The organism is Gilliamella sp. B14384G10 (genome assembly GCF_016101685.1).
In the GTDB taxonomy this organism is placed as follows: Bacteria; Pseudomonadota; Gammaproteobacteria; order Enterobacterales; family Orbaceae; genus Gilliamella; species Gilliamella apis_A.
On record NZ_JACFQA010000001.1, the window covers coordinates 127,632 to 151,066 of the forward strand.

Consider the following 23,435-nt stretch of genomic DNA (forward strand, 5'->3'; position numbering starts at 1 on the left):
ATGAGAGGTTTTTTATTCAAGTTGTTAAAGACTTTTTATGGCTGCATGCTGCTCTTGCAATTTGGCTTTATCAGCAATATAGCCTTGTTGTTTTTCTTTCTCTTTCGCAACGACTGCGGCGGGCGCTTTATCTACAAAGCTAGCATTAGATAATTTATTATCAATACGCGCAATTTCACCATCAATACGAGCGATCTCTTTTTCAAGACGAGCTAGCTCATCTTCTTTATTAATAAGCCCAGCCATTGGAATGAGGAGTTCGGCACCATCAACCAATTTAGTGACTGATAATGGCCCTACTTCACCTTCATCTAACAAGACAATTTCTGATAATCTTGCTAATGACTCGATAAACGTGACGTTGTCACTAATTATGCGATGTACAGCTGGTGATGCTTTTCTAATCAATAGCTGTAATGGTTTGCTTGGTGCTATATTCATTTCAGCACGAATATTACGAACCGCAATGACAGCGTCTTTAATCCAATTGATATCGGCAACCGCTTTATCATCAACTAATTTGCTATCAAATGCTGGCATTGGTTGTAACATAATGGTATCAGCTTTGATTGCTATTAATGGTTTGACACTTTGCCAAATAGCTTCAGTAATAAATGGAATGATTGGATGCGCCAAACGTAATAAGGCTTCAAGTACCGTTACTAAGGTATGACGAGCAGCTCGTTGCTGATTCTTTTCACCATTTGCCAATACTGATTTAGTTAACTCTAAATACCAGTCACAGAACTGATTCCAAGTGAATTCATATAGGATATTAGCAGCTAAATCAAAACGGTAAGTATCGAATGCTTCTCGATAGGTTTTCACGGTTTGGTTAAATTCCGCCAAGATCCATTTATCCGCTAATGAATAATCTAACTCTCCACCGTTAAAACCACAATCATGGTCTTGGGTATTCATCAGTACATAACGGCTGGCATTCCATAGTTTATTACAGAAGTTACGATAACCCTCTAAACGTTTTAAATCCCAATTAATATCACGACCAGTAGATGCAAGCGCGGCTAAGGTAAAACGTAAGGCATCAGTACCATGCGCTTCAATACCATTCGGGAACTGTTTTTCTGTACGTTTAGCAATTTTTTCCGCTAATTGTGGCTGCATCATATTACCAGTACGTTTTTCTAATAAATCAGCAAGTGAAATACCATCAATCATATCTAAAGGATCGATAACATTACCTTTAGATTTAGACATTTTTTGCCCTTCTTCATCTCGAATTAGTCCTGTCACATATACCGTTTTAAACGGTACTTGTGGTTTACCATGTTCATCTTTAATGAAATGCATGGTCATCATAATCATTCTAGCAACCCAGAAGAAAATAATATCAAAACCTGTCACTAGCACATTAGTTGGATGGAAAGTAGCTAAATCATCTGTCTTTTCTGGCCAACCTAAAGTTGAAAATGTCCATAATGCTGAAGAAAACCATGTATCAAGAACATCGTCATCTTGAAATAATTCGATATCTGCTGCAAGATTATTTTCACGGCGAACTTCAGCCTCATCACGACCAACATAGACGTTGCCTTGATTATCATACCAAGCTGGAATTCGGTGTCCCCACCATAATTGTCGTGAAATACACCAATCTTGAATATCATTCATCCATGAAAAATACATATTTTCATATTGTTTAGGCACGAATTGGATATCACCATTTTTTACCGCCGCAATAGCTGGTTCCGCTAATACTTTTGCTCTCACATACCATTGGTCGGTTAACATAGGTTCGATTACCACACCACCACGATCGCCATAAGGGATAGTTAAGTCATGCGGTTCAATTTTTTCTAAAATACCTAGAGCTTCACACTGCGCAACAACTAATTTACGCGCAGCAAAGCGTTCTAAATTTTGAAACTGTGCCGGAATATCGGTTGCGTGTGCAGTACTTGGCTCACCATTAGTATCAAACACTTCAGCTTGAGCACGAATGTCACCATCAAAAGTTAAGATGTTAATCATTGGTAATTGATGACGACGCCCAACTTCATAGTCATTAAAGTCATGCGCAGGAGTAATCTTTACACAGCCAGTACCTTTTGTCATATCCGCATGTTCATCGCCAACAATCGGAATTCGGCGATTAACAAATGGTAATATGACAAATTTACCAATCAAATCTTTATAACGAGGATCTTCTGGATTAACGGCAACACCAGTATCACCAAATAATGTTTCAGGGCGAGTTGTAGCGACAACTAGATAATCTTTGCCTTCTGCAGTTTTAACACCATCTGCTAATGGATAGCGTAAATGCCACATTGAACCTTTTACTTCACGATTTTCAACTTCAAGATCAGAAATTGCGGTACGTAATTTTGGATCCCAGTTAACTAAGCGTTTACCACGATAAATCAGATCTTCTTGGTAGAGTCTTACAAAAACTTCTTTAACCGCATTTGAAAGCCCTTCATCCATAGTAAAGCGTTCACGATCCCAATCAACCGAATCGCCTAAACGTCGCATCTGTTTAGTGATGCTACCACCTGATTCAGCTTTCCATTGCCAAATTTTTTCGATAAACGCTTCACGACCATAGTCATGACGAGTTTTGTTTTCTTCAGCAGCAATTTTACGTTCTACCACCATTTGCGTTGCAATGCCGGCATGATCACTGCCTGATTGCCATAATGTATTATTGCCTTGCATACGATGATAGCGTATTAGCGCATCCATAATGGTTTGTTGGAAAGCATGTCCCATATGCAAACTACCAGTTACATTTGGTGGTGGAATAGCAATACAATAACTTGGTTGAGATTTGTCACCATTAGGCTTAAAGTAACCACTTTCTTCCCAATGTTGATAAATAGGTTGTTCGATTTCTTGTGGATTATAAGTCGTGTTTTTCATAATAAAGCTATCAATCCTAATTCAAGGCATAAAAATGTAATCATTCTACCGTAAAATGATTTAACAATAAATTACTAGACGAATAAAGTGTTTGATTAAATCAAATTTAAATCAGATAACAATGAAATTAGTATAAAAAAACCACTTGTTGGCAAGTGGTCTTAACGTTATGAACGATTAGAATGGTAAATACTAATGATGATAGATAAAGTTATCAATCAATCTGGTTTTACCAATATAAACTGCCAAAGCACATAAACTATCTTGATTTAAACGATCAACCGCGGTTAATGTTGCATAATCAACAAATTCAATATAATCAATTTTAGCTAACGGCTGTGCATTTATAATATTCTTCATCGCGGTTAAGATGGTTTGTACTGATTTTTCACCGGTTTGAATCATTTGCTGGGCACACTCGATTGATTGATACAAACAGATAGCGGCTAAACGTTCATGTTGCGATAAATAGCTATTGCGAGAACTTTTAGCTAGTCCATCACTTTCACGCACAATTGGGCAACCGATAATTTCGATGTCAATATTAAGATCACTTACCATACGCTGAATAACCGCTAGTTGTTGAGCATCTTTTTGACCAAAATAGGCTCGATCAGGTTGCGTGATATTAAATAACTTAGTAACCACAGTACAAACACCTTTAAAATGGCCTGGTCGCTTTTTGCCGCAAAGAGCATCAGTTAGGCCATTAACATTCACATAGCTATTAAAATTGGCATCATACATTTCACTGGCTGATGGACAAAAAATCAAATCAACCCCCATTTGTTGACAGGCGTTTTTGTCACGTTCTAAGTCACGAGGATAACTGGCTAAGTCTTCTTTCGGGCCAAACTGCATTGGATTGACAAAAATGGTGACAATCACTTTTTGATTATCTTGTTTAGCCGCAGCCATTAAGCTCTGATGACCTTCATGCAGATACCCCATGGTTGGCACTAAACCAATGGTTTCACCGTTTTTACGCCATGATTTAACTTGCTGACGAACTTCATCAATAGTTGTTACAACTTTCACAATTATTATCCTTTCTGGCTATTTAGAAAATTCAGATTTGAGTTGAGTCATAATATCACCGTCAATGGCAAACTCATGTATTGATGCTGGGTATTGTTGCTGTTTTACCTCTTGGCAATAATCGGCAAATGCTTTCTTCATTTGATCACCAATTGGCGCAAAAGATTTAACAAATTTAGATGATACACCGTCATACATTGACAACATATCTTGATAAACTAACACTTGACCATCACAACCATGACCAGCACCAATACCGATCGTTGGTATGCTAACAAGTTCAGTAATAAATTTAGCCAAATCGGCAGGTACACATTCGAGTAAAATAGCTGTAGCACCGGCTTGTTCAACTGCTAATGCATCCAAAATTATATCTTTAGCCGCTTGGTAATCTCTACCTTGTACTTTGTAACCGCCTAATGCTAATACTGATTGTGGCATCAAACCAATATGGGCAATAACGGGAATCGATGCTTGAGCAATCATCTTAATATGTTCACAAAATGCTCGCCCCCCTTCTAGTTTTACAGCATGTGCATTGCCCTCTTGAATCAAGCGACCAGCATTATATACAGCATCATAGACAGAAGCATGGTAAGACATAAACGGTAAATCCGTCACAACCAATGCGTTTTTAGCTCCTTTTACCACTGCTTTAGAGTGATGAATCATATCTTCCATGGTGACAGAAACCGTACTTTCATAGCCTAGCATCACCATTCCTAATGAATCACCAACTAATAAACAATCTACACCGCTATCGTCCATCAGTTTTGCTGTTGTGTAGTCATAAGCAGTTAACATGGTGATCTTTTGTTGATTTTGTTTACGTTGTTGTAAAGTTAGAATTGTATTTTTCAAGGTAACAGCTCCAGTTCTAATTGATGATAGTCCCTATTAGGATGTTTTTGCCGACTAAGATTAAGTAATACTGTCGATAATTGTTGGTATAAAGGTTTTATATCAGCAGGTAAGTTGAGTAAATGTTGTTTTATAGTATTTGCATCATTGCGTTCAACCGGACCTGTTAATGCATTTATAGTACCAACATTACAAATATTTTTGGCATTCGCTAAAAATAGATCATGCCATGCTTGTTGGCAAAAGTGGGGATCTAAACCACACCATGCCAACATATCACTGCCAACTTGAGCTAAGGCAATGACATGATTACTTAGCATAACGCAAGCAGCATGATAAAGCGCTTTATGTTCTGCCGATAATATTGCTATCGCATTAACCAAAGGTGACAACATCTGTTGTAATTTAGCTAATGCTAAGGGATTATTGGTTTCTAAAGTGAAAGATACCTTAGCCATGTCCTTGTAGCAGATAAAACGATCATAAATTGCCGATAAAGGGTGTAACGAAAAAGCTAAAGGATGAACAATCTGATCGATAGTAAATAGCTGCGATGTCAGCAAACCACTGCAATGACCAACCAATTTATTCTCAATCGGTAATCGACTAACCTCTTGCCATACAGAACTAATTTGACTATCCGGCACAGTCAAAAATAGACAATCACAATTTGCTATTAAGGTAGATAAAGTTAAATATGCTTCACTACCAATAAATTCACTTGCCGCTTGTGTTTGTTGATAATCACGACTATAAAAACCAGTAATTTTCAGACCACAAAGACTAAAATATTTAGCCAAAGTACAACCCACTTTACCTGCGCCAATAAAACCAATATTCATCTTTAATAACAAAAATTAAACGATGCGGCATTATAGCCTAATTTGATATAGATTCAATTTTTAACCAGAAAGATCAAGCAATATTGGATTAGATGTGATTAAAAACCCCCTCTTCTCAATTTTTGGGGTGTAATTTGCTTTAAGGATTTTTTAAAAAGAAGAGTTTAATTTGTTGTCAGTTTATTTATCACTAGGTAATTAATTTTAAATAATTATTTACCTGCATAAAGAATAAATAAAACTTTTTGGTATTGTTTAGTTTTCTTATCCCATTCTTGTAACATTAATATACATAGGAATTTTTTCTTCTCATGGGTCGGTATTGCCCCAATCGATAATAAATAATCTTTAGCATATTGCTTTTCAATGCTAAATGCATGCCTGTAAATCGCCAACCAGTAATACAATACATTATGATAAAATAGTTATATTGATTCTTTTAGGATTACATTATGCTGAAAATTATTAGTCTTTTCTTTTTAACTGCTTTAGCTGAAATCTTTGGCTGCTATTGTGTCTATATTTGGTTCAAAAAAACAGCATCTCATTGTTTTTTGGGATTAGCTATACTAAGTTTAATGTTATTTGCTTGGTTACTATCATTACATCCAGAAGCAAGTGGCCGTATTTATGCTACCTATGGCGGTATCTATATTATCGTATCAATGATTTGGCTTAGATTGGTTGATAATGTTAAATTGTCTAGTTTTGACTTAATTGGCGCGGGTATTATTTTATTGGGAACTGTGGTTATTATTTCCGGCTGGCGCTCATGATTTTATGAAAAATAGTTAACTACCTATGATTATTTAAGTTTTATCAAAAGCTTTTGCTAAAAAATAAAAAAATTTTCTATTATTAATATTCACTTGTTACAGTAATTATTTTAATTACCATGCAAAAATAATTATAATTAAATATTTTTCATATGGTTATTTTAATAATTGAGCTAAAAGATCGTCAAAACTGATTCAGTTAAGATAATATAAAACCCTCTGATGAGGGTTTTTGACTATTTATTATTCTGGTTTTGTTATCTCAACACGTTTATCAAAATCTTCATATACCAGCGTTTCCCCATTTTGAATCAACGAAGATACCGAAACATCAGATAGATTAAATATTTGATTTTCATTTGCTTTTATATTATACCATGAATAAGGAAGGTAAGTTTTATTATTTGCCAAAATACCATGAACAACAATATCTTGATCTTTATTGATGTCATTATTTATGGTTATTTTTATTAGTGGATTTATATCAATAAATGATGCTTTTTTTTGACGTTCAAAATTATGTTTTAAATTATCTGACATTTTAATTACCATTCCACCGCCAATATCCGTATTGGTAATTTGAATACCATCAACTGAATTTTTACCACCCACCGTAATCGGAATTTCAAATAACGCTTTTGAATCCATTTTTTCAGTATAACATTCAATATATTTAGCATTATTAAACACTTTAGCAATGGCTTCTTTAGCATCCTTTACATCTGAAGACTCTTGTCTTGAATCTTCATAACTTTTACATGACATAACTTCAACAATTAATTTTGATTGTATTGTTTTAGCCGATTCACTGTTAATGTCACTTAGATTTACAATTGGGGCTAGCTCGACTTTACAGCCAGTTAACAACGTAACTATTGAGAGTGTTACTAATGCTTTCTTCATATGTTATTTCCTATTCATGTTTAAAAGCGCAACAAAGTAACAAAATCAAAAAACCATTTCAATGTCCGGTATATAGACTAATTAAGCATTACTAAACAACTTTGATAGACTAAATAATTATTACATTTCATAACACTTTGTATAACTTCCATATTTATAATGTCATTGAAATTGAAATTCATTTAAAAATAAATTTAATAATTGTCAATTTTTCCACGGCTATGAATGTTCTATTTACAATTAAAAAAATAGCAAACTAACAAATAGAATATGCTTAATTTTTTTAAATTTAAGACTAAGGTGTAACACAAGCAATACGGTATATATCTCCATATTGATTAAAGTCATACAAAAGCGGTATACCAAAATTCAAATGATTAATGATTGGTTTGCCATTATTGATTGATACGGTTGCATTGCTTGCTTGACTAGCGGTTAAGTAATAATAGGAATCCCAATCACTGCCCGGATAGCCTGAGCATTGAAGTGAATATTGCGTTGTCGCATACCAATCATTAACCATGCACCCCCATTCGCTATTAATTCCACCTATCCATTGTCCATTATCTCGATAACTTAACTGACGAGAATACCATGTACCATTTCGATTGGGGATACCAATATTCCATCCATTTTTTGGACTCAATGTATTAACATAATCGTTGACTTCAGCCAAACGATAACCAAAACCAAAATTACTACAATATTCTTTAGCCTTATTTTGAGCAGCAATAACTTCAGACAAAGACGATGTACTCTTGGCATAATTGACAACTGGTTGAGGAATGTACCATCGCATTAATCTAAATTCATACAGTAATTTAGTTTTAGCCCTATCAAGATATATCTTAAAAGTGGATGGTCTAAATAGTTTATCATTTGAATTGTAACGAGGACCGTTTAGCGTTACTTTTAAAGCAGGTTCGATTATTCCAAAGGAACCACCGAAATATTCCCATTTTTCAGTCGAGCCAGCACTAAGGGATAAGGTCACATTTCCCCCTTCTTCGGCATTTACTGTTGGACCATTAGCATTTAAGACAGTTTGTGGTTCAACTCCACCAAATATTAAGTAAAAATAAAACCCATGAGAGCCAGTGCTGGGAAAGTTGTTCTTCATCACCTGATTTACCCCATCATAATCACCACTATTCGAGGCATTTATAACTTTATATCCTCGGCCTGGTATGCGTGTTACTCCTCCATCATTTGATAAATAACCTTCATCCCATAATGCACCTGATACGTCATAACCTCCTGATGGAAGAATTTGATTATGATAAACCAAACTAGGTTGAGCATAACAAGTCGTTGCTAATAATTTATTCGGTTTAATGTAATAAGAATGGCTGCTAGAGGGAATAGTGTTTTGTTGGGGATCACCATAAGGTGTGATTAGTGTGGTATCAGTGGCAGTAATGGTTAGTTTATACGGGCCATTACAGTTATTCATTAATGCATTAATATTTTGTTGAACTATTGGCGTAATGTCATAAAAAGTCGATTGTCCAGGATACGGTGATTCCCACTTTAAACTGAGATTACCTGTTGCTGTGGCGGTAAATTGTCCAGTAGTATCGTAACCGTCACCATCATCATCGCCAAAATAACTATAAGGTGGTTTTAATAACTCCATCATATCTAATTTTGGGTAATTCGCATTACCGGCGCTAGGTAAAGGAACAAAAGTTTTGATACTAGCAAAGGTTTCCATGTCTAATGGTAATTCTATTGGGTTATTGAAGCTAGAAGTATCTTGTGAAGCTTGGATAGTGGTACCGTCTGATAAATTGATCCAAAAAAAATCATCAAACTTATCTAGTTTGCTGACACCATTATCAATAGTAAAATGGGGTTCATGGCCCTGAATGGCGTTGGATGTCGTTATATTAATTACATTTAAACCATAAGCATTAGTCGCCAGAATAATATTAACAATAAAGATTAAACGACTAAAATCATATAATCTTTGCGTTAATAGTAGCCTTTTGGAATATTGATTAAGTAAATGAAATAATGAGTAATATCGAATATGAAATCTTGTGGTATATCTTGCAGATTTAATCCCGAAATTAGTCGCTAATTTTCTAGTAGCGTATAGATATGTCATTAACCGACTGTATTTTAACATTTGTAAGGCTCCACCTTATGTTTTTATAAAAAATAAAGCACGAACAGAAATTTTAAATTGTTAAAAAATTCAGTAATCAAGATATAACAATACCAATAATAAATATTAATTAAGCAGACAAATACAGAATAACCAAAAACTTATTTTATGTTTGACAATACAACTATTGATATCTTTATGACGAATTAAACGCTCTTATAGTACTTTGAAATTAAGAATTGCATTAATATTTGTGGATCGGTTTATTACTTATTTTCACATAAATAATACGAGTAGCTTGGTAGTTCTAAAACTTGATTGATAAATCAAGCTATGTCGGTTTAAATAATGCCATTTTTTTTAAGAAAAATATACCCTTTACACAAAATTTTTCAGTTTTTTATAAAAAGCGTTTGTTGTATTTGGGGTTTATTTAGATGTTAGCTTTTTCTGAATAAAGCTTACGCTTGCGTAAAACATTTTTGTTGTGCATTTAGCAACTTAATAATCCTCTTCTTTATTCTCAAATTCAAAAATAAAGAAGAGTAAATGGTAGAGTACTTGCATGTTTTCATTTAATTAATAATATTTTTCAATAAACTTTTTATTGTTTACAAACTGCATGTAAATCGTTTGATTTTTTGTAAACTTTAATCTGCCCAATCCAAGCATCAATAGCAAATCTATCCATAAAATAGTCTGAATCACTCACAGGATCAATATATTGATCTCGAGAATAAAACCACAAAAATCCACTAAACCAATTTGAATCAGGGTAAGTATTCTTAATTGTCATACCCCATTCGCTCAAAAGTCCTTGTCCTATAGTACGAGTAAAGGCATCCCATTCAAGTGGCCATTCTGTCCATGACATTGGTGCATTTGGAGAATTTGACATTTCAGTCCTTGAGGGAATATTCGACTCTCCACCACACAAATTAACGGTTTGCTGATAGGTATAATAGTCATTTCCATATGGTACCGCCCATATACCGGTTAAATTGAAAGTATAGTTTTGTTCAGGAACTTGTCGATCATGTTTAAATTTTGCAGTTATTGTAACAGGACCTATCGGCTTTTTAATCAACATAACATAACCTTGTTTATCAACCGTAATACCATCATTTGGCGTTGCCGAAAACGTATATTCAAAATCATCTTGATGACCAGTCATAATTAATTGAAATTTTGCTCCTGGAAAGCCAGTGGTAGGGAAATGAGGAGAAGCTGACACTTTAAAACCATTAACTGGATCAAAAACATTCGCATTATAACCACCACCGCAATAGCTATCCCTTTCTCGGCTATTATCATAATTCCAACCATTAACCCAGTGTTTACTGTCATCAAAAAGCGATGATTCAAATTCATGCTCAGCATAACCAGATAAAAGACAATCAAGACTTCCTTGATATGGTACTGGTCTAACACTTCCCCAAACATATTGTGGATACAGTATCATTCCATAAGGTTTAGCATAACAGATTTCAGGTTTAGCCATAATTTTGTATTTTTGAGTGATATCAACATACTCGCTTTCATTAGGAATACCATATTCGGAATAGGTTTTTACTTTAGTTGTAATAGTTAAAGTTAACGGCATGGAAATACCACTACCACAACCAATTATTTTTTCATTATTTTCGATTTTTATCCCTTTATTATCAAACCAGCTATAATTTGTTTCTTCTACGGTGAACGGAGTATTATTGCGAATGCCATCACCATCGGTATCATCATAATTAGCCATCACATCTAAATCATTCATTGCATAATCTTTAATAATAAAGTCTTTAATTGTTAAATTACCATCAAACTGATTGATTTGTGTGTCACTTAGGTTATTGGTATTTGAACTATATAAAACACCATTAACAGTAAAACCATGTTTTTTCGATGCACCTTCAATATCGACAACTTTCGGTTTATTACCAATAATGACATTTATACTATGTGCTGTAAGTGCTAGGCTTTTTTGACTGAAACCTAAAAAGCATAAAATAAATAAAATATAAATAAACGGTTTAACCAGAGATAAACAAACGGATAATAATGAAAAATTTGTTAAAGCAAAAATACAACGCATTGTATTTGCTATGAAATCTCTACAAGGGGAAAGCTGAACTAAACGGCGTTTTGTTTTTTTTGTTCTTTGGCTAAATTGATATGGACTAAGACTAGATATTAACTTGGATTTTCTGTGAAAAGATAAACTATCGTGAAAAAGTAAACTTGAATTGAGGTAATTAGCTGAAATTAAATTATAGGTTGAGCAGGTTTGGTGTTTGGTGTTTGGTGTTTAAAATTATAATGCATATTCGACATCCTGTCAATTAACTTTATGTTTAATTTGATATTTTATCTTCCATTGTTAGTTTGATTAACTAAATAAAGATCGATAAGCCTACTTAAAATTGTTTAAAATTATAAAGACATAAAAAAAACCTCGCAACCACTTTTTGAGGCTAAATTGTTAAATTTTGTAAATATTATTAATACGTTAAACTTTTAAAGCATCAATTAATATCGTTAAAAAACCCGTTCCTCGAATTTTTTGGTTCTTTGCTTTTCGGACGTTTTTTTTTGTTTGATGATTAGTTCTATATGGTGATTATATCGGAGTAAATAAAAAGTATTTCATTGGTTTTTTTATATTTTATTTATCATATTTCTGTAAACTAGTTTGGTTAAAGTCAATTTTTAATACTTTTGATCATCGACATGTAATTGGAATAGTTTTGAGATTAAAACCTGCTTCTTTATAAGCTTTATATCTTTCTCTAGCTAATGATTTTTGTTGGTCATCAATAGGAACAAAATCGATAATATCACGATAAACACCGGCAAATTCTGGAAATTGTTGTTGTAGGTTTATTAATAAATGTCGTGCACCACTACTGCGCTTTTGTGGCCAGCAGATTTCAACTGGCGATCCGCCTTTTAAGCCTTCACCAGCTAAGTTATGAGGAACAAAATCATCGGTATTAAGTTGCCATAAATATTCATCAATTCGCTCAGCTTGCGCTTGATCTTGGCAAGCAACGAGCACTCGTTGTTTACTATGCCATGCTTCGACAATTTTTTCGCAGGCTAATTTTTCTTGAAAGAATACCCCAGCATCATTAGCTGGGGTTGGGTTTTCTAGTAAATAGAAAATCACTTTTTTCATGATGTTTATCTACTTATTTTGATCAAGTAAGTATTGAATTAACATAGCAACTGGTCGGCCAGTTGCACCTTTGTTGGCACCTGATCTCCAAGCTGTGCCAGCGATATCAAGATGTGCCCATTGATATTTTTCAGTAAAGCGCGATAAGAAACAAGCAGCAGTAATTGTACCGCCATCTCGGCCACCAGCGTTGACAATATCAGCGCAAGTCGATTTGATTTGATCTTGGAAATCACTATCAATCGGTAAAGACCATGCCTTATCACCAGCTTTATTTGATGAGGTAACAAGTTGTTCCACCAATTGTGGATTGTTACCCATTACACCAGTGTAATGGTGACCGAGAGCCACAATACAAGCACCGGTTAATGTCGCAATATCAATGACTGTTTTGGGGTTAAAGCGTTCTACATAGGTCAAGGTATCACATAAGACTAAACGGCCTTCAGCATCGGTATTAATTACTTCAACAGTAATACCTGACATGGTCGTTAAAATATCACCCGGGCGATAAGCGTTTCCATCAGGCATATTTTCGCAGCCAGCCATTACACCGACGACATTGATTGGTAATTTCAGCTCGGCTACTGCTTGCATTACGCCAAACACGGTTGCCGCACCACACATATCATACTTCATTTCGTCCATACCAGCAGAAGGTTTAATAGATATACCGCCTGAATCGAAAGTTAATCCTTTACCGACTAATACATAAGGTTGGGCTTTTTTGTCTTTAGCGCCATGGTATTCAATCACCGTCATAATTGATTCATTAGCAGATCCTCGTCCTACAGCTAAATAAGCATTCATGTTGAGTTTTGCTAATTCTTTTTCGCCAAAACAGGTGACTTTTAAATTAGTATGTTGTTGACCTAAACTTTTACCTTGTTCAGCTAAGTATTTAGCATTACAGACATTCGATGGCATGTTAGCTATATTTTTCGTGCTACTAATAGCTTTTGCAATAATTTGCCCTTGCGATAATTGGCCTTCAACTTGGTTGACAGTCTTTTTGTCGCCATAAAGCAGTGTCAATTTTTGTAAGCACGGTTGTTCTGATTTTGTTGATTTGAACTCATCAAAACAATAAGTTAATTCGCTAACAATTTGCGGTAGTTGCTTAGCAATTTCACCACTTATTGCTGAGTTTAAGGTCAAAATATCCCAACATATGTGGTTAATTTTTTTGCTAGCAAGCTCTTTAATTGTAGCTTGAATCACTTTTTTGGCGGCATTTAAATCAAAACTTTTTACGTCACCACACCCCACTACTAATATTTTTTGTTTGGTTGAATTTGCCAATGTATATAAAAATGTAGTTTTACCTAACTGACAATTAATATCACCTGATTTTATCAATTGACTAATCAAACCATTATTTTCTTCATCTATCTCTTTGATTAAATTAGATTGTGATTTACCTAATTGGACAGTAATAACTAAACATTCTTCTTTTTGTTTAGTTATAGCAAGGTTGTTTTTGATTGCGTATTGCATAGGTTTCTCTTAAAAAGTATCGAATATGAATAATAACATTTTATCGGTTCATTAAACGATAGCAACAAAAAGATAACGAAATAGTACAAATCGGATTATAATAGTTAGATTTTATAAGACGAATAGATAGGTAATAATGTGATAATTCGCCGATATTTAATTAAAGAGACAATGAAAACTCAAGGGGCAATATTATTTATATTATTGCTGATTTTCTTTTCTCAAAAATTAATCAGAATTTTATCCAGCGCAATCGATGGCAGCATTCCTCGAGATTTGATTATGCCATTATTGGTGTTAGGTGTTTCAAATATGGCTGATCTTATCTTGCCGTTAAGCCTTTTTTTAGGTGTGCTTGTTACCTTTGGTCGACTTTATTCTGATAGTGAAATGGTCGCGATGCATGCTTGTGGTGTAAAAAAGAGACTTAACTATCAAGTCGTATTTTTACTTTGTGTAATGACATGTACACTGACAGCTCTTAATAGTCTTTGGTTTGGTCCTTGGTCTAGCGTAAAACAGGATCAATTAGTTGAGAACGCAAAAATTAATCCAAGTTTAGCAGGCCTACTTGCAGGACAATTTCAACAAACACCGGATGGCAATTCAGTTATTTATATTGGCAATGTCGATAACAATAAGTTAGACAACGTATTTATTGCCCAGATCAATCCTAGAAATAATCAGCGCCCGTCTATCATTATTGCCAATAAAGGAAAAACTGAAGAAGACGCCGATGGTAATCAAATCATCACCCTTGAAGATGCGAATCGTTATGAAGGCACTGCCCAGCTAAAAGATTTTCGTATATCGAATTTTCATAACTATTTGGGAATCATAAAACCTAAAGAGTTAGATACAAATGTTGATGATGATAAAGCTGATGTGCAACAATTAGGGTTACTTGAACTACACCAGAATTCTACCGCAAAAGCCCAAGCTGAATTGTATTGGCGCTTAACGCTAATTATTTCAGTTCCTTTGATGGCTTTTTTAGTCATACCATTAAGTGTTTCAAACCCACGGCAAGGTAGATTGGCACAGATTTTACCGGCACTATTACTTTATCTAGTCTATTTTTTAATTTCCAGCTCAGTTAAAGCTAATGCCGGCAAAGGCCGATTAGATCCTGCTTTATGGTTTTATCTCATTAATATAGGTTATTTTATTTTAGCTTTAATTCTAAATTGTTGGGATAACTTATTTATGCGTAAACTTCGTTTAAAATATAGTGCATTATAAGGGGTGAACGATGTTTTCGATTTTAGATCGTTATATAGGTAAAACTATTTTAAATACCATTGGGATTTGTTTATTTTTATTAATTAGTCTATCAGGAATTATTCGTTTTATTGATCAACTTAGAAGAATAAAAGTGGATTATGATGCGGTTTCTGTTGGTTTTTATTCATTACTCATGGTACCAAAAGATTTAGAAGTATTTTTTCCTATGGCAGCTCTGTTGGGCGGCTTAATCGGTTTAGGTATATTAGCCTCACGTAGTGAACTCATTGTCATGGAAACATCAGGATTTAGCCGATTTAAAATTGCTTTAGCTGTAATGAAAACAGCCTTACCTTTAGTAATTTTAACTATGGCTATTGGCGAATGGGTTGCGCCAATTAGTGAGCAAACCGCTCGCAATATGCGTTCAGAAAAACTTTATGGTGATTCCTTATTAGCGCAGCAAGGGAGTTTGTGGGCTAAAGATGGTAATGACTATGTCTATATTGGCCATGTTGATAATGACAGTGCAATATCGAATATTGATATTTATAGCGTAGATAAAAATAAACTTCTTTCGATCACCCATGCTAACAGAGGTGCATTTGAGAATGGTGTTTGGACTTTGTCAGAAATTGAAAAAAACGATTTAAGCAATTCCAACCAAGTAACTAGTATCAATATGTTGACGATGCAATGGAAAACCAATATTACTCCTGATAAATTAAGTATTGTCGCCTTTGAGCCAGAATCTTTATCCGCATCTGGTTTATATCAATATTCACAATATTTGAAGGATTCTGGGCAAGATACCAAATATTATGATCTATTGTTTTGGAAAAAACTGATTAAACCTGTGTCAGTAGCGGTGATGTTACTATTGGCTTTATCTTTCATTTTTGGCCCGTTACGTAGTGTTTCGATGGGGGTTAGAGTGATTATTGGTATTAGTTTTGGATTTATTTTCTATATTGCCGATAATCTTTTTGCTCAAGTCAGTATTGTAATGGGAATTTATCCTATTGTAGGTTCAATGCTAACCAGCTTAGTGTTTTTATTAATTAGTTATATTTTATTTAAGCGCAAAAATTAGCATATTTATGAGAATTATCATTACTCATTAAAAATGGTATTGGCATATACAATGCTCTGATATATGCCAATATTATCTTTCATATCAAACAAGCAAAATGTTCACAGCAAATATAAGCAGATTTACTTATATATTTGTTTATTAGGAGTAGAAATTCATTCAGGTAATTTTATTTTTCAGCATCTATTAATTTGATAAAAGATCCATTAAATTAATTTATTTAAATAGCCTTAAATATTCACCATAACCTTGCGTTTCAAGTTCTTCTTTTGGAATAAATTTCAACGCAGCAGAATTAATACAATAACGTAATCCACCTAACGCTGCAGGGCCATCAGTGAATACATGACCAAGATGGGAGTCAGCCTCTGATGAACGCACTTCTATCCGGTTCATACCGTGGCTGTTATCTTCTTTTTCTATAATTTGTTGCTGATTAATCGGTTTGGAGAAACTGGGCCAACCACAGCCAGAATCAAATTTATCTAATGACGTAAATAGTGGTTCCCCTGAGACGATATCGACATAGATACCTTCCCGATAGTTGGCATTGTATTGGTTGTCAAATGGGGGCTCAGTGCCATTTTGTTGAGTAACATGATATTGCATAGGTGTTAATGCTGCTATAGCCTTATCTTTCACTGATTTATTCATGATTTATCTGCCTCACGTTACGTTATAGATGCTATTAATATTACCAATTTTAAGTTGATATTAGTCGTTACAGCTCAACATCGATTGCAATACTTTATCTTTAAGCCAAAAATAATGATACAACGCACCTAATATATGAATAATAACCAATATAGCTAAAATGTAAGCACTGATTAGATGCATTGAATGAAACATTTGATGTGTCGAATTTGGCATAGCAATGGCCGGAACAGATATTAGACCAAAGACATTTAGATCTCGGCCACTCATCAAATAACCAGATAGCGGTGCAACGAGTAGTAAAATATAGATAAATCCTTGAGTAGATTTTGCCAAAATTCGTGCTAGTTTTTCATCTTTAGATAAAACATCTGGTGCGACTTGACGATAGATCACTATAATTCGCCAAATCGTAAATATAAAAACCATGATACCTAAAGATTTATGCAATAAATACACCATTGTCATCCCCCCAATCACATACGCCATTGTCACTTTTAATACCAGTAGCATAATTACTGTTATCACCAATATCATCGATGACCAATGAATCCATCTTTGTTTACTGCTGTATTTCGGGAAGTCTTGCATAAATTACTCACTCTTTGTGGATGGCTTATCTTGCCAATTGTCAGCAATAAAATTGGCTCGTCCAGATAAGCGATAATAACGGTTATAATGTTCTGGTTGTTTTTTATAGTAATCTTGATGATAATCTTCTGCCGGATAAAATGTTGTTGCTGGCTCTATAGCAACATTAATGGGATGATTAAATCGTTTACTTTCTTCTAATGTTTGTTTAGATGCGATTGCTTGCTGCTGTTGAAATTTATTATGATAAAAAATCACCGGTCGATAAGAATCTCCCCGATCAGCAAATTGTCCTTGTGAATCAGTTGGATCAATTTGTTGCCAAAAAATTTCCAGTAATTTTTTATAGCTGATCACAGTTGGGTCAAACGTTATCTGTACAGCTTCAGTATGACCAGTATTACCTTGGCAAACTTGTTGATAAGTTGGATTTACTGTGTGGCCTCCCGTATACCCAGAAATCACACTAATCACACCTTCATATTTGTCGAAAGGTTTTACCATACACCAAAAACAACCACCGGCAAATGTTGCTTGTTCATATTGTTGCATAAAAACCTCCAATTAAATGATATTAATAGAAATGATCTTTATTTTAAAACACAACACTTACTTTTGCTTGATAGCTTTGCGGTTATATTACTTGAAACTGGTCAAATAATCACCATATTATTAATCTAATGTAATTGTTTAGGAGGTGAAATAATGGCTAGTGGCTGGGCATCTGATGATGCTGTTAACCAACAAATTGAAAGCACAATTATTGATGCTATTGAACTTGCCAGACGCCAACTAAAACACGATAAACCAAGTGCTGATTTTTGTGTTGAATGTGGTGATGCAATTGCTAAAGCAAGACAACTTGCTTTGCCTGGCGTACAATACTGTGTTAATTGCCAACAAGAAATGGATAAGCAATTGGCTAAGTCGGCAATCTTATATAACCGTCGTGGAAGTAAAGATAGTCAACTTCGATAATCTATCTGTTGATGGGAGGGAGAGAATGGTCCCTCCCTTTATTATTGTTTACTGTTATTAATTATTTTTTATTATCATGTTCAGCTTTACGCACTTCATCATAGGGATAAACTAATAATTTATCATCAAACCATTCAGCACAAAAAATATCTTTGATATCTTTATATCCTTGTTTTTTAATTTCATGCTTAAGCCAAGTTTCATTTTTATGTAATTGTTCAAGATTATCCTGACTAATCGCCCCATTTTCAATCACCAATACCGCTATATCTTTATCGCCTTTTTTGATAATAGTTAAAGAGCCATTTAATTCGTACCAAACTTGTTTTAATTCACTAAATGCGCAAATACCTTGAATATTAATTAACGTTTCGAAATCTCTAACTGGTAAATTTGCTTTAATAAAATTGTCAGATAGCAGATGACCATTTTTAACTAATTGTATCGGTTCACCGTCGATGGCATCGCGTAATTTTGAGTTTTTAGATTTGATGAATCTAACTAAAATAAGCAGTCCCGCCCAAATCGCTACTGCTCCAGCTGATTCCCACGCTGAAACATTAGCATTGAGTAACGTTCCCCCTACCAACGCACCAATAACCATGCTACCAACTTGATCTAATTGCGACATCGGCGCTATTTGGCTTTTACCTGATAATTTAACGTAGATCAGTAAAATAATAAGTGCAACTAAGAATTTTGGTGCCATTTCGAGTAAATACATTACTAACCTCCTAGTGTCGATCTAATTTAAACGACCAATGTTTTTGGCGTAATTGGATCAATAACAGTTAACAAGATGTATCAGGAACTAAATTTTTATTTATTTGAAACAAACGACAAATTGTTTTTTAATAGAGAGATATATATGAGAGCAGTGCTATTCTACTCTAAAAAGGAATTTAAAAAAATGATACTTGCAATAGATGTTTACTATTTAGATGATAAAGCGAAAACGGTCGGTATTTTGTTTGAGCAATTTACTGATAGTATTAAAGAGATAAAATCCGTTATCACTGATTACCAATCAAATGTTGCCCCATATCAATCAGGCCAATTTTATCAACTTGATTTACCATGTTATTAGCGCTATTTTATCAAGTCGATTTCATTGCGATTGAGACGATTATTGTGGATGGTTATGCCCATTTAAATGAAGGTGAACTTGGCTTAGGTGGTCATCTATATCAAACTCTTGATAAAAGATACCTATTATTGGTGTTGCTAAAAAGTTCTTTGCTGATAATAGCCAATATGTGATAGAAGTGACACGCAGCAAAAGTAATAAACCTTTATACATCACGACATTAGGAATAGAGTTAACTAAAACTGCAGATCATATTAAATCTATGGCAGGCAAACATCGCATGCCAGATTTACTTACCTATTTAGATCAACAAACCAAATTGTTTAAAATTGAATAGTATGCTGTTTTTTTGCTAATAGCAGTTATATCAATAAACTATGATTCCTTGTTATTATTAAATAGTGCCAACCAGTAAATAGGCCAATGTTTTTTATTGAAAAGATTATTAATTATATAAGCAATAGCAACTAATATTACTGCACCAGACAACACCGGAAATAAAAGAAAAGTAAAATCATAATCTATTTTATCTGCAGTTAGTAAAATAACTAATGGATTAGCACCTGCAGGCGGATGCACAGAACGAAAATATTGCATTGCGACAATTGCAATCCCCACGGCTAGTCAGTTTTGAGCGAAACGCAGACATTTTTTACAATATAAAGAATATAATTATCAAATAGCAAGATTCAGATTGTAATACATAATAGAATTTATAAAATCCTATTATGAGAGAAAAAATACGCATAGAGCTTGAAAAAATAGCAGAAGAAAATTATCGAATCTTTGCTACAAAGCTGATTCCCAATGTTGATAATTTATTAGGTGTGAGATTACCTAGACTCCGTAAAATAGCAAAAAAAATAGCACAGCTCGACTATGAATACTACCTTGCGATGGATGATCCCTTATACTTCGAGGAAGTGATGTTACAAGGTATGATTATAGGTGAAATAAAATTACCATGGAATGAACGTTCTCGTTATGTGAAACAATTTATTTCTAAAATTAATAATTGGTCAATCTGTGATAGTTTTTGTTGTGGATTGAAGTTTGAAGCCTCAGAAAAAGAGATTGTATGGCAGTTTCTACAACCCTATTTTGCATCAGATGCCCCATATGATATTCGCTTTGCTGTCGTCATGTTGCTTTTTCATTTTGTGAATGATGAATATTTGCAGAAAGTATTTACTTTGTTCAACCAAATCAAAAACGATGATTACTATGTTAAGATGGCTGTTGCATGGGCTATTTCTATCTACTTCCGAGAGTTACCTAAGTTAACGATGGCATACTTACAGAAAAATCAACTAGATGATTGGACTTATAATAAAGCATTACAAAAAATAACTGAATCTTTGAAAGTGGATTTTAATACAAAAATCATCATTCGAACCATGAAAAGAAAGAAAAATAAATTATGATTATTAGTGCTAGCCGCCGAACAGATATTCCTGCTTTTTACTCTTCGTGGTTTTTTAACCGTCTAAAAGATGGTTTTGTACTGGTTCCTAATCCGAGGAATTCAAAGCAGTTAAGTCGCATTTTTCTATCACCCGATATAGTTGATTGTATTGTATTTTGGACTAAAAACCCATCTTCTATGTTACATAAACTGGTAAAGCTTTCTGAGTATCCTTTTTATTTTCAGTTTACATTAACAGCTTATGAAGCAGACATTGAAAAACATCTTCCTGCTTTGCAAAAACGAATAGCTATATTCAAGCAATTAGCTGAGCAAGTTGGACAAGATCGTGTTATTTGGCGATATGATCCTATATTAATTAATAAACATTATACCATTGATTATCACATCGATTTTTTTAATCAAATTGCTTCTTCTCTTCGCGGCTACACGGATAGTTGTATCATTAGTTTTATTGATGATTATCCGCACATACAACAATCACTAATCAAAGAAGATATCAATCGATTACAGGTAGTTGACATATTAAATCTTTGCAGTTCATTATCTGAAATTGCTAGTGATAATCAACTAACTTTACAAACATGTGCTGAGGAAATTGAGTTGTTAAATTGCAATATTTCTCATGGTGCTTGTATCGATAAAACACGTATTGAAAAGATAACCGGCCGCTTATTATTGGCTAAGAAAGATAAAAATCAGCGAAACAACTGCCAATGTTTAGAAAGTATTGATATTGGAACATATGATACCTGTTCTTTTGGATGTTTATATTGTTATGCAACCACTTCAAAGAGAAAAGTACAAGCTAATAAGCGTCTATATAATCAATGTTCACCGAAATTAGTGGGGGATCTACTTGAAACAGACATAATCAAAGATAAGCCAATGCGATCGTTATTTTCTTTACAAAATGAATTATTTTAATAGCAAGATTCGGATTTTTAATTTTTGAAACTTTAAATATTATGAGATGTATCATTAATTAAAATAAAGAAAGCATGAAAAAGTTATCTAAAAGTGTTTATTTAAGACTGGTTGATAGTAGTGTTAAAAGTCAAATGTTAATAAAGAAATTCAAGTAACTTACATTGAAAAAACTTAATAAGAAAATTTGGAGCTACTACGAATTGAGCTATTGACGCACATGTTTTTTTGTGAATAAAGTTTGTTATTCCGTGAGTAAGAACAAGTTGGTCAATATTCAAATAAATAATAACTTTCTATGTAGCAACCTTAGTTCGGTGAAATGGAGTATTCATGATGCAAAAACAAGAACAAATCGATTTTGCTCGAATAAGAAAAGCTATCGGATATTTGAATGAAAACTATAAATCTCAACCAACACTTGAACAAGCCGCAGAGCATGTACATTTAAGTCCTTATCATTTTCAACGCATGTTTTCTAGCTGGGCAGGTGTTAGTCCTAAACAATTCCTAAGATACATCAGTATAACTCACGCTAAAAAACTTCTAATAGAAGAAAAAGCCTCATTATTGGATACCACCTATGAGTTGGGATTGTCGAGTACAAGCCGGTTACATGATTTGTTTATTGATATTGAAGGTATGACTCCAGGAGAGTATAAAAATGGCGGTGAAAACTTAGCAATTAACTATAGTTTTGTTGAAAGCCCTTTTGGAAAAACCATCGTTGCATCAACAACAAAGGGGATTTGTTATATTGCTTTTGTTAATGATGAAGTGTCATCACTTAAATTATTAAAAGACCAATATCCCAATGCTCAATTCCAAAAACATAGAGATCAGATTCAACAAAATGCAATCCTTGTATTTACACAAGATTGGTCAAGACTAGATAAAATTAAGTTACATATCAAAGGTACCGATTTTCAACTGAAGGTATGGCAAGCTTTATTGACTATCCCTATGGGAAAACTCTCAACCTATAGCAACATAGCAGACAAAATAAATAATCCAAAGGCTAGCCGTGCGGTTGGCTCGGCTATTGGTGATAATCCGGTAGCATTCTTAATTCCCTGCCATAGAGTTATAAAATCAACAGGATTACTAGGACAATATCATTGGGGATGTGATCGCAAAGCCGCAATGATTGGTTGGGAAGGAGCTAAAACAGATGGTTCAACATCTATAAGCTAAGTAAAAATCAAAGTGAGCTTCATACAAAAGTAACAAAAAGAATTAAGACAGAACCAATAAAGTTTGATTGTTATTAAAAATAAAATATCTACGAAAAGCTAAACTGCAATTCAGAAATGCACATGAAAACTGAAAATAAAATTTTTTAGGCTGAACAAATTTTACAATAACCTAAAAATAAA

General features: G+C 33.9%; 24 protein-coding genes and 1 pseudogene. 10 read left to right on the forward strand and 15 right to left on the reverse strand.

Annotation, left to right across the window (positions count from 1 at the left end; all coding sequences use genetic code 11):
- Positions 1-24 precede the first annotated feature (24 nt).
- The 5 genes from H3T54_RS00660 to H3T54_RS00680 all read right to left on the reverse strand — a co-directional run bounded on the left by H3T54_RS00660 (position 25) and on the right by H3T54_RS00680 (position 6,019).
- Positions 25-2,883 carry a valine--tRNA ligase gene (locus H3T54_RS00660; RefSeq protein ID WP_198220394.1) on the reverse strand — a complete coding sequence of 953 codons (2,859 nt, stop codon included), beginning with the start codon at positions 2,881-2,883 and terminating at the stop codon, positions 25-27.
- A gap of 192 nt (positions 2,884-3,075) precedes the next feature.
- Complete coding sequence (gene panC, locus H3T54_RS00665; RefSeq protein WP_198220395.1) at positions 3,076-3,921, reverse strand: pantoate--beta-alanine ligase; 846 nt, start codon at positions 3,919-3,921, stop codon at positions 3,076-3,078.
- A gap of 18 nt (positions 3,922-3,939) precedes the next feature.
- Positions 3,940-4,782: a 3-methyl-2-oxobutanoate hydroxymethyltransferase gene (panB, locus tag H3T54_RS00670; protein ID WP_198220396.1), complete on the reverse strand. Its 843-nt coding sequence runs from the start codon at positions 4,780-4,782 to the stop codon at positions 3,940-3,942.
- Positions 4,779-5,624: a Rossmann-like and DUF2520 domain-containing protein gene (locus tag H3T54_RS00675; RefSeq protein WP_198220397.1), complete on the reverse strand. Its 846-nt coding sequence runs from the start codon at positions 5,622-5,624 to the stop codon at positions 4,779-4,781. Before H3T54_RS00675 ends, panB begins: the two co-directional genes overlap by 4 nt.
- 212 nt (positions 5,625-5,836) lie before the next feature.
- Positions 5,837-6,019, reverse strand: a complete 183-nt coding sequence (locus H3T54_RS00680; RefSeq protein WP_198220398.1) for a hypothetical protein — start codon at positions 6,017-6,019, stop codon at positions 5,837-5,839.
- Between the two features lie 57 nt (positions 6,020-6,076).
- Here H3T54_RS00680 and H3T54_RS00685 point away from each other — a divergent pair, with 57 nt between their 5' ends.
- Entirely contained in the window at positions 6,077-6,400 is a 324-nt protein-coding gene (locus H3T54_RS00685) for a YnfA family protein (RefSeq protein ID WP_086364555.1), read from the forward strand.
- A gap of 243 nt (positions 6,401-6,643) precedes the next feature.
- Here H3T54_RS00685 and H3T54_RS00690 read toward each other — a convergent pair whose 3' ends face one another.
- From H3T54_RS00690 to H3T54_RS00710, 5 genes are all read right to left on the reverse strand, one after another.
- Complete coding sequence (locus H3T54_RS00690; RefSeq protein WP_198220399.1) at positions 6,644-7,303, reverse strand: hypothetical protein; 660 nt, start codon at positions 7,301-7,303, stop codon at positions 6,644-6,646.
- Positions 7,304-7,598: 295 nt separating this feature from the next.
- The gene (locus H3T54_RS00695; RefSeq protein WP_198220400.1) at positions 7,599-9,434 is read right to left on the reverse strand and encodes a hypothetical protein; all 1,836 of its coding nucleotides are present in this window, start codon (positions 9,432-9,434) and stop codon (positions 7,599-7,601) included.
- Positions 9,435-10,017: 583 nt separating this feature from the next.
- Complete coding sequence (locus tag H3T54_RS00700; protein ID WP_198220401.1) at positions 10,018-11,499, reverse strand: hypothetical protein; 1,482 nt, start codon at positions 11,497-11,499, stop codon at positions 10,018-10,020.
- A gap of 627 nt (positions 11,500-12,126) precedes the next feature.
- Positions 12,127-12,582, reverse strand: a complete 456-nt coding sequence (locus tag H3T54_RS00705; protein WP_198220402.1) for a DNA polymerase III subunit chi — start codon at positions 12,580-12,582, stop codon at positions 12,127-12,129.
- A 9-nt stretch (positions 12,583-12,591) separates the two neighbouring features.
- On the reverse strand, positions 12,592-14,079 hold the full coding sequence (locus H3T54_RS00710) for a leucyl aminopeptidase (protein WP_198220403.1): 1,488 nt from the start codon (positions 14,077-14,079) through the stop codon (positions 12,592-12,594).
- A gap of 138 nt (positions 14,080-14,217) precedes the next feature.
- Between H3T54_RS00710 and lptF the strand changes: the two genes are divergently transcribed.
- Positions 14,218-15,321, forward strand: a complete 1,104-nt coding sequence (gene lptF / locus H3T54_RS00715) for an LPS export ABC transporter permease LptF (protein WP_198220404.1) — start codon at positions 14,218-14,220, stop codon at positions 15,319-15,321.
- Between the two features lie 10 nt (positions 15,322-15,331).
- Complete coding sequence (gene lptG / locus H3T54_RS00720) at positions 15,332-16,396, forward strand: LPS export ABC transporter permease LptG (protein ID WP_198220405.1); 1,065 nt, start codon at positions 15,332-15,334, stop codon at positions 16,394-16,396.
- A gap of 216 nt (positions 16,397-16,612) precedes the next feature.
- Here the strand turns inward: lptG and msrB are convergent, their stop codons facing one another.
- The 3 genes from msrB to msrA are packed head-to-tail and all read right to left on the reverse strand — an operon-like array spanning position 16,613 to position 18,193.
- Entirely contained in the window at positions 16,613-17,050 is a 438-nt protein-coding gene (gene msrB / locus H3T54_RS00725; protein ID WP_198220406.1) for a peptide-methionine (R)-S-oxide reductase MsrB, read from the reverse strand.
- 60 nt (positions 17,051-17,110) lie between these two features.
- The gene (locus H3T54_RS00730) at positions 17,111-17,641 is read right to left on the reverse strand and encodes a cytochrome b/b6 domain-containing protein (protein ID WP_198220407.1); all 531 of its coding nucleotides are present in this window, start codon (positions 17,639-17,641) and stop codon (positions 17,111-17,113) included.
- 3 nt (positions 17,642-17,644) lie between these two features.
- Positions 17,645-18,193 (reverse strand): peptide-methionine (S)-S-oxide reductase MsrA, encoded by a 549-nt coding sequence (msrA, locus tag H3T54_RS00735; RefSeq protein WP_198220408.1) that lies wholly within the window; start codon positions 18,191-18,193, stop codon positions 17,645-17,647.
- A gap of 153 nt (positions 18,194-18,346) precedes the next feature.
- On the opposite strand from msrA, the gene H3T54_RS00740 reads away from it, so the two are divergent.
- A complete protein-coding gene (locus H3T54_RS00740; RefSeq protein WP_086319983.1) occupies positions 18,347-18,619 on the forward strand; it encodes a DksA/TraR family C4-type zinc finger protein in 273 nt (90 codons plus the stop codon).
- A gap of 61 nt (positions 18,620-18,680) precedes the next feature.
- Here the strand turns inward: H3T54_RS00740 and H3T54_RS00745 are convergent, their stop codons facing one another.
- A complete protein-coding gene (locus H3T54_RS00745) occupies positions 18,681-19,343 on the reverse strand; it encodes a DUF421 domain-containing protein (RefSeq protein ID WP_144188008.1) in 663 nt (220 codons plus the stop codon).
- 186 nt (positions 19,344-19,529) lie between these two features.
- Here H3T54_RS00745 and H3T54_RS00750 point away from each other — a divergent pair, with 186 nt between their 5' ends.
- Genes H3T54_RS00750 through H3T54_RS00760 form a run of 3 tightly spaced genes read left to right on the forward strand, consistent with a single transcriptional unit; the run spans position 19,530 to position 20,043 of the window.
- The gene (locus H3T54_RS00750; RefSeq protein ID WP_198220409.1) at positions 19,530-19,706 is read left to right on the forward strand and encodes a hypothetical protein; all 177 of its coding nucleotides are present in this window, start codon (positions 19,530-19,532) and stop codon (positions 19,704-19,706) included.
- Complete coding sequence (locus H3T54_RS00755; RefSeq protein WP_198220410.1) at positions 19,697-19,879, forward strand: hypothetical protein; 183 nt, start codon at positions 19,697-19,699, stop codon at positions 19,877-19,879. The genes H3T54_RS00750 and H3T54_RS00755 overlap by 10 nt, the downstream gene beginning before the upstream one ends.
- A gap of 5 nt (positions 19,880-19,884) precedes the next feature.
- Positions 19,885-20,043, forward strand: coding sequence for a hypothetical protein (locus H3T54_RS00760; RefSeq protein ID WP_158092547.1), 159 nt, complete (start codon positions 19,885-19,887; stop codon positions 20,041-20,043).
- A gap of 38 nt (positions 20,044-20,081) precedes the next feature.
- Here H3T54_RS00760 and H3T54_RS00765 read toward each other — a convergent pair.
- Positions 20,082-20,330: pseudogene (locus tag H3T54_RS00765) on the reverse strand (HPP family protein); the annotation flags it as partial.
- Positions 20,331-20,434: 104 nt separating this feature from the next.
- Between H3T54_RS00765 and H3T54_RS00770 the strand changes: the two are divergent.
- The 3 genes from H3T54_RS00770 (at position 20,435) to H3T54_RS12005 (ending at position 23,253) form a co-directional block, all read left to right on the forward strand.
- Positions 20,435-21,130, forward strand: coding sequence for a DNA alkylation repair protein (locus H3T54_RS00770; protein WP_198220412.1), 696 nt, complete (start codon positions 20,435-20,437; stop codon positions 21,128-21,130).
- On the forward strand, positions 21,127-22,059 hold the full coding sequence (locus H3T54_RS00775) for a DUF1848 domain-containing protein (RefSeq protein ID WP_198220413.1): 933 nt from the start codon (positions 21,127-21,129) through the stop codon (positions 22,057-22,059). The genes H3T54_RS00770 and H3T54_RS00775 overlap by 4 nt, the downstream gene beginning before the upstream one ends.
- A 336-nt stretch (positions 22,060-22,395) precedes the next feature.
- Positions 22,396-23,253, forward strand: a complete 858-nt coding sequence (locus H3T54_RS12005; RefSeq protein ID WP_367274794.1) for a methylated-DNA--[protein]-cysteine S-methyltransferase — start codon at positions 22,396-22,398, stop codon at positions 23,251-23,253.
- Positions 23,254-23,435: the final 182 nt, after the last annotated feature.

Excerpts from the sequence above, each read along its gene's own strand:
- H3T54_RS00660 (WP_198220394.1), bottom strand. The coding sequence starts at position 2,883 with ATGAAAAACACGACTTATAATCCACAAGAAATCGAACAACCTATTTAT.
- H3T54_RS00675 (WP_198220397.1), bottom strand. The coding sequence starts at position 5,624 with ATGAATATTGGTTTTATTGGCGCAGGTAAAGTGGGTTGTACTTTGGCT.
- H3T54_RS00685 (WP_086364555.1), top strand. The coding sequence starts at position 6,077 with ATGCTGAAAATTATTAGTCTTTTCTTTTTAACTGCTTTAGCTGAAATC.
- H3T54_RS00690 (WP_198220399.1), bottom strand. The coding sequence starts at position 7,303 with ATGAAGAAAGCATTAGTAACACTCTCAATAGTTACGTTGTTAACTGGC.
- H3T54_RS00695 (WP_198220400.1), bottom strand. The coding sequence starts at position 9,434 with ATGTTAAAATACAGTCGGTTAATGACATATCTATACGCTACTAGAAAA.
- H3T54_RS00700 (WP_198220401.1), bottom strand. The coding sequence starts at position 11,499 with ATGCGTTGTATTTTTGCTTTAACAAATTTTTCATTATTATCCGTTTGT.
- H3T54_RS00705 (WP_198220402.1), bottom strand. The coding sequence starts at position 12,582 with ATGAAAAAAGTGATTTTCTATTTACTAGAAAACCCAACCCCAGCTAAT.
- H3T54_RS00710 (WP_198220403.1), bottom strand. The coding sequence starts at position 14,079 with ATGCAATACGCAATCAAAAACAACCTTGCTATAACTAAACAAAAAGAA.
- lptG (WP_198220405.1), top strand. The coding sequence starts at position 15,332 with ATGTTTTCGATTTTAGATCGTTATATAGGTAAAACTATTTTAAATACC.
- msrB (WP_198220406.1), bottom strand. The coding sequence starts at position 17,050 with ATGAATAAATCAGTGAAAGATAAGGCTATAGCAGCATTAACACCTATG.
- H3T54_RS00730 (WP_198220407.1), bottom strand. The coding sequence starts at position 17,641 with ATGCAAGACTTCCCGAAATACAGCAGTAAACAAAGATGGATTCATTGG.
- msrA (WP_198220408.1), bottom strand. The coding sequence starts at position 18,193 with ATGCAACAATATGAACAAGCAACATTTGCCGGTGGTTGTTTTTGGTGT.
- H3T54_RS00740 (WP_086319983.1), top strand. The coding sequence starts at position 18,347 with ATGGCTAGTGGCTGGGCATCTGATGATGCTGTTAACCAACAAATTGAA.
- H3T54_RS00745 (WP_144188008.1), bottom strand. The coding sequence starts at position 19,343 with ATGTATTTACTCGAAATGGCACCAAAATTCTTAGTTGCACTTATTATT.
- H3T54_RS00750 (WP_198220409.1), top strand. The coding sequence starts at position 19,530 with ATGATACTTGCAATAGATGTTTACTATTTAGATGATAAAGCGAAAACG.
- H3T54_RS00755 (WP_198220410.1), top strand. The coding sequence starts at position 19,697 with ATGTTATTAGCGCTATTTTATCAAGTCGATTTCATTGCGATTGAGACG.
- H3T54_RS00770 (WP_198220412.1), top strand. The coding sequence starts at position 20,435 with ATGAGAGAAAAAATACGCATAGAGCTTGAAAAAATAGCAGAAGAAAAT.
- H3T54_RS00775 (WP_198220413.1), top strand. The coding sequence starts at position 21,127 with ATGATTATTAGTGCTAGCCGCCGAACAGATATTCCTGCTTTTTACTCT.
- H3T54_RS12005 (WP_367274794.1), top strand. The coding sequence starts at position 22,396 with ATGCAAAAACAAGAACAAATCGATTTTGCTCGAATAAGAAAAGCTATC.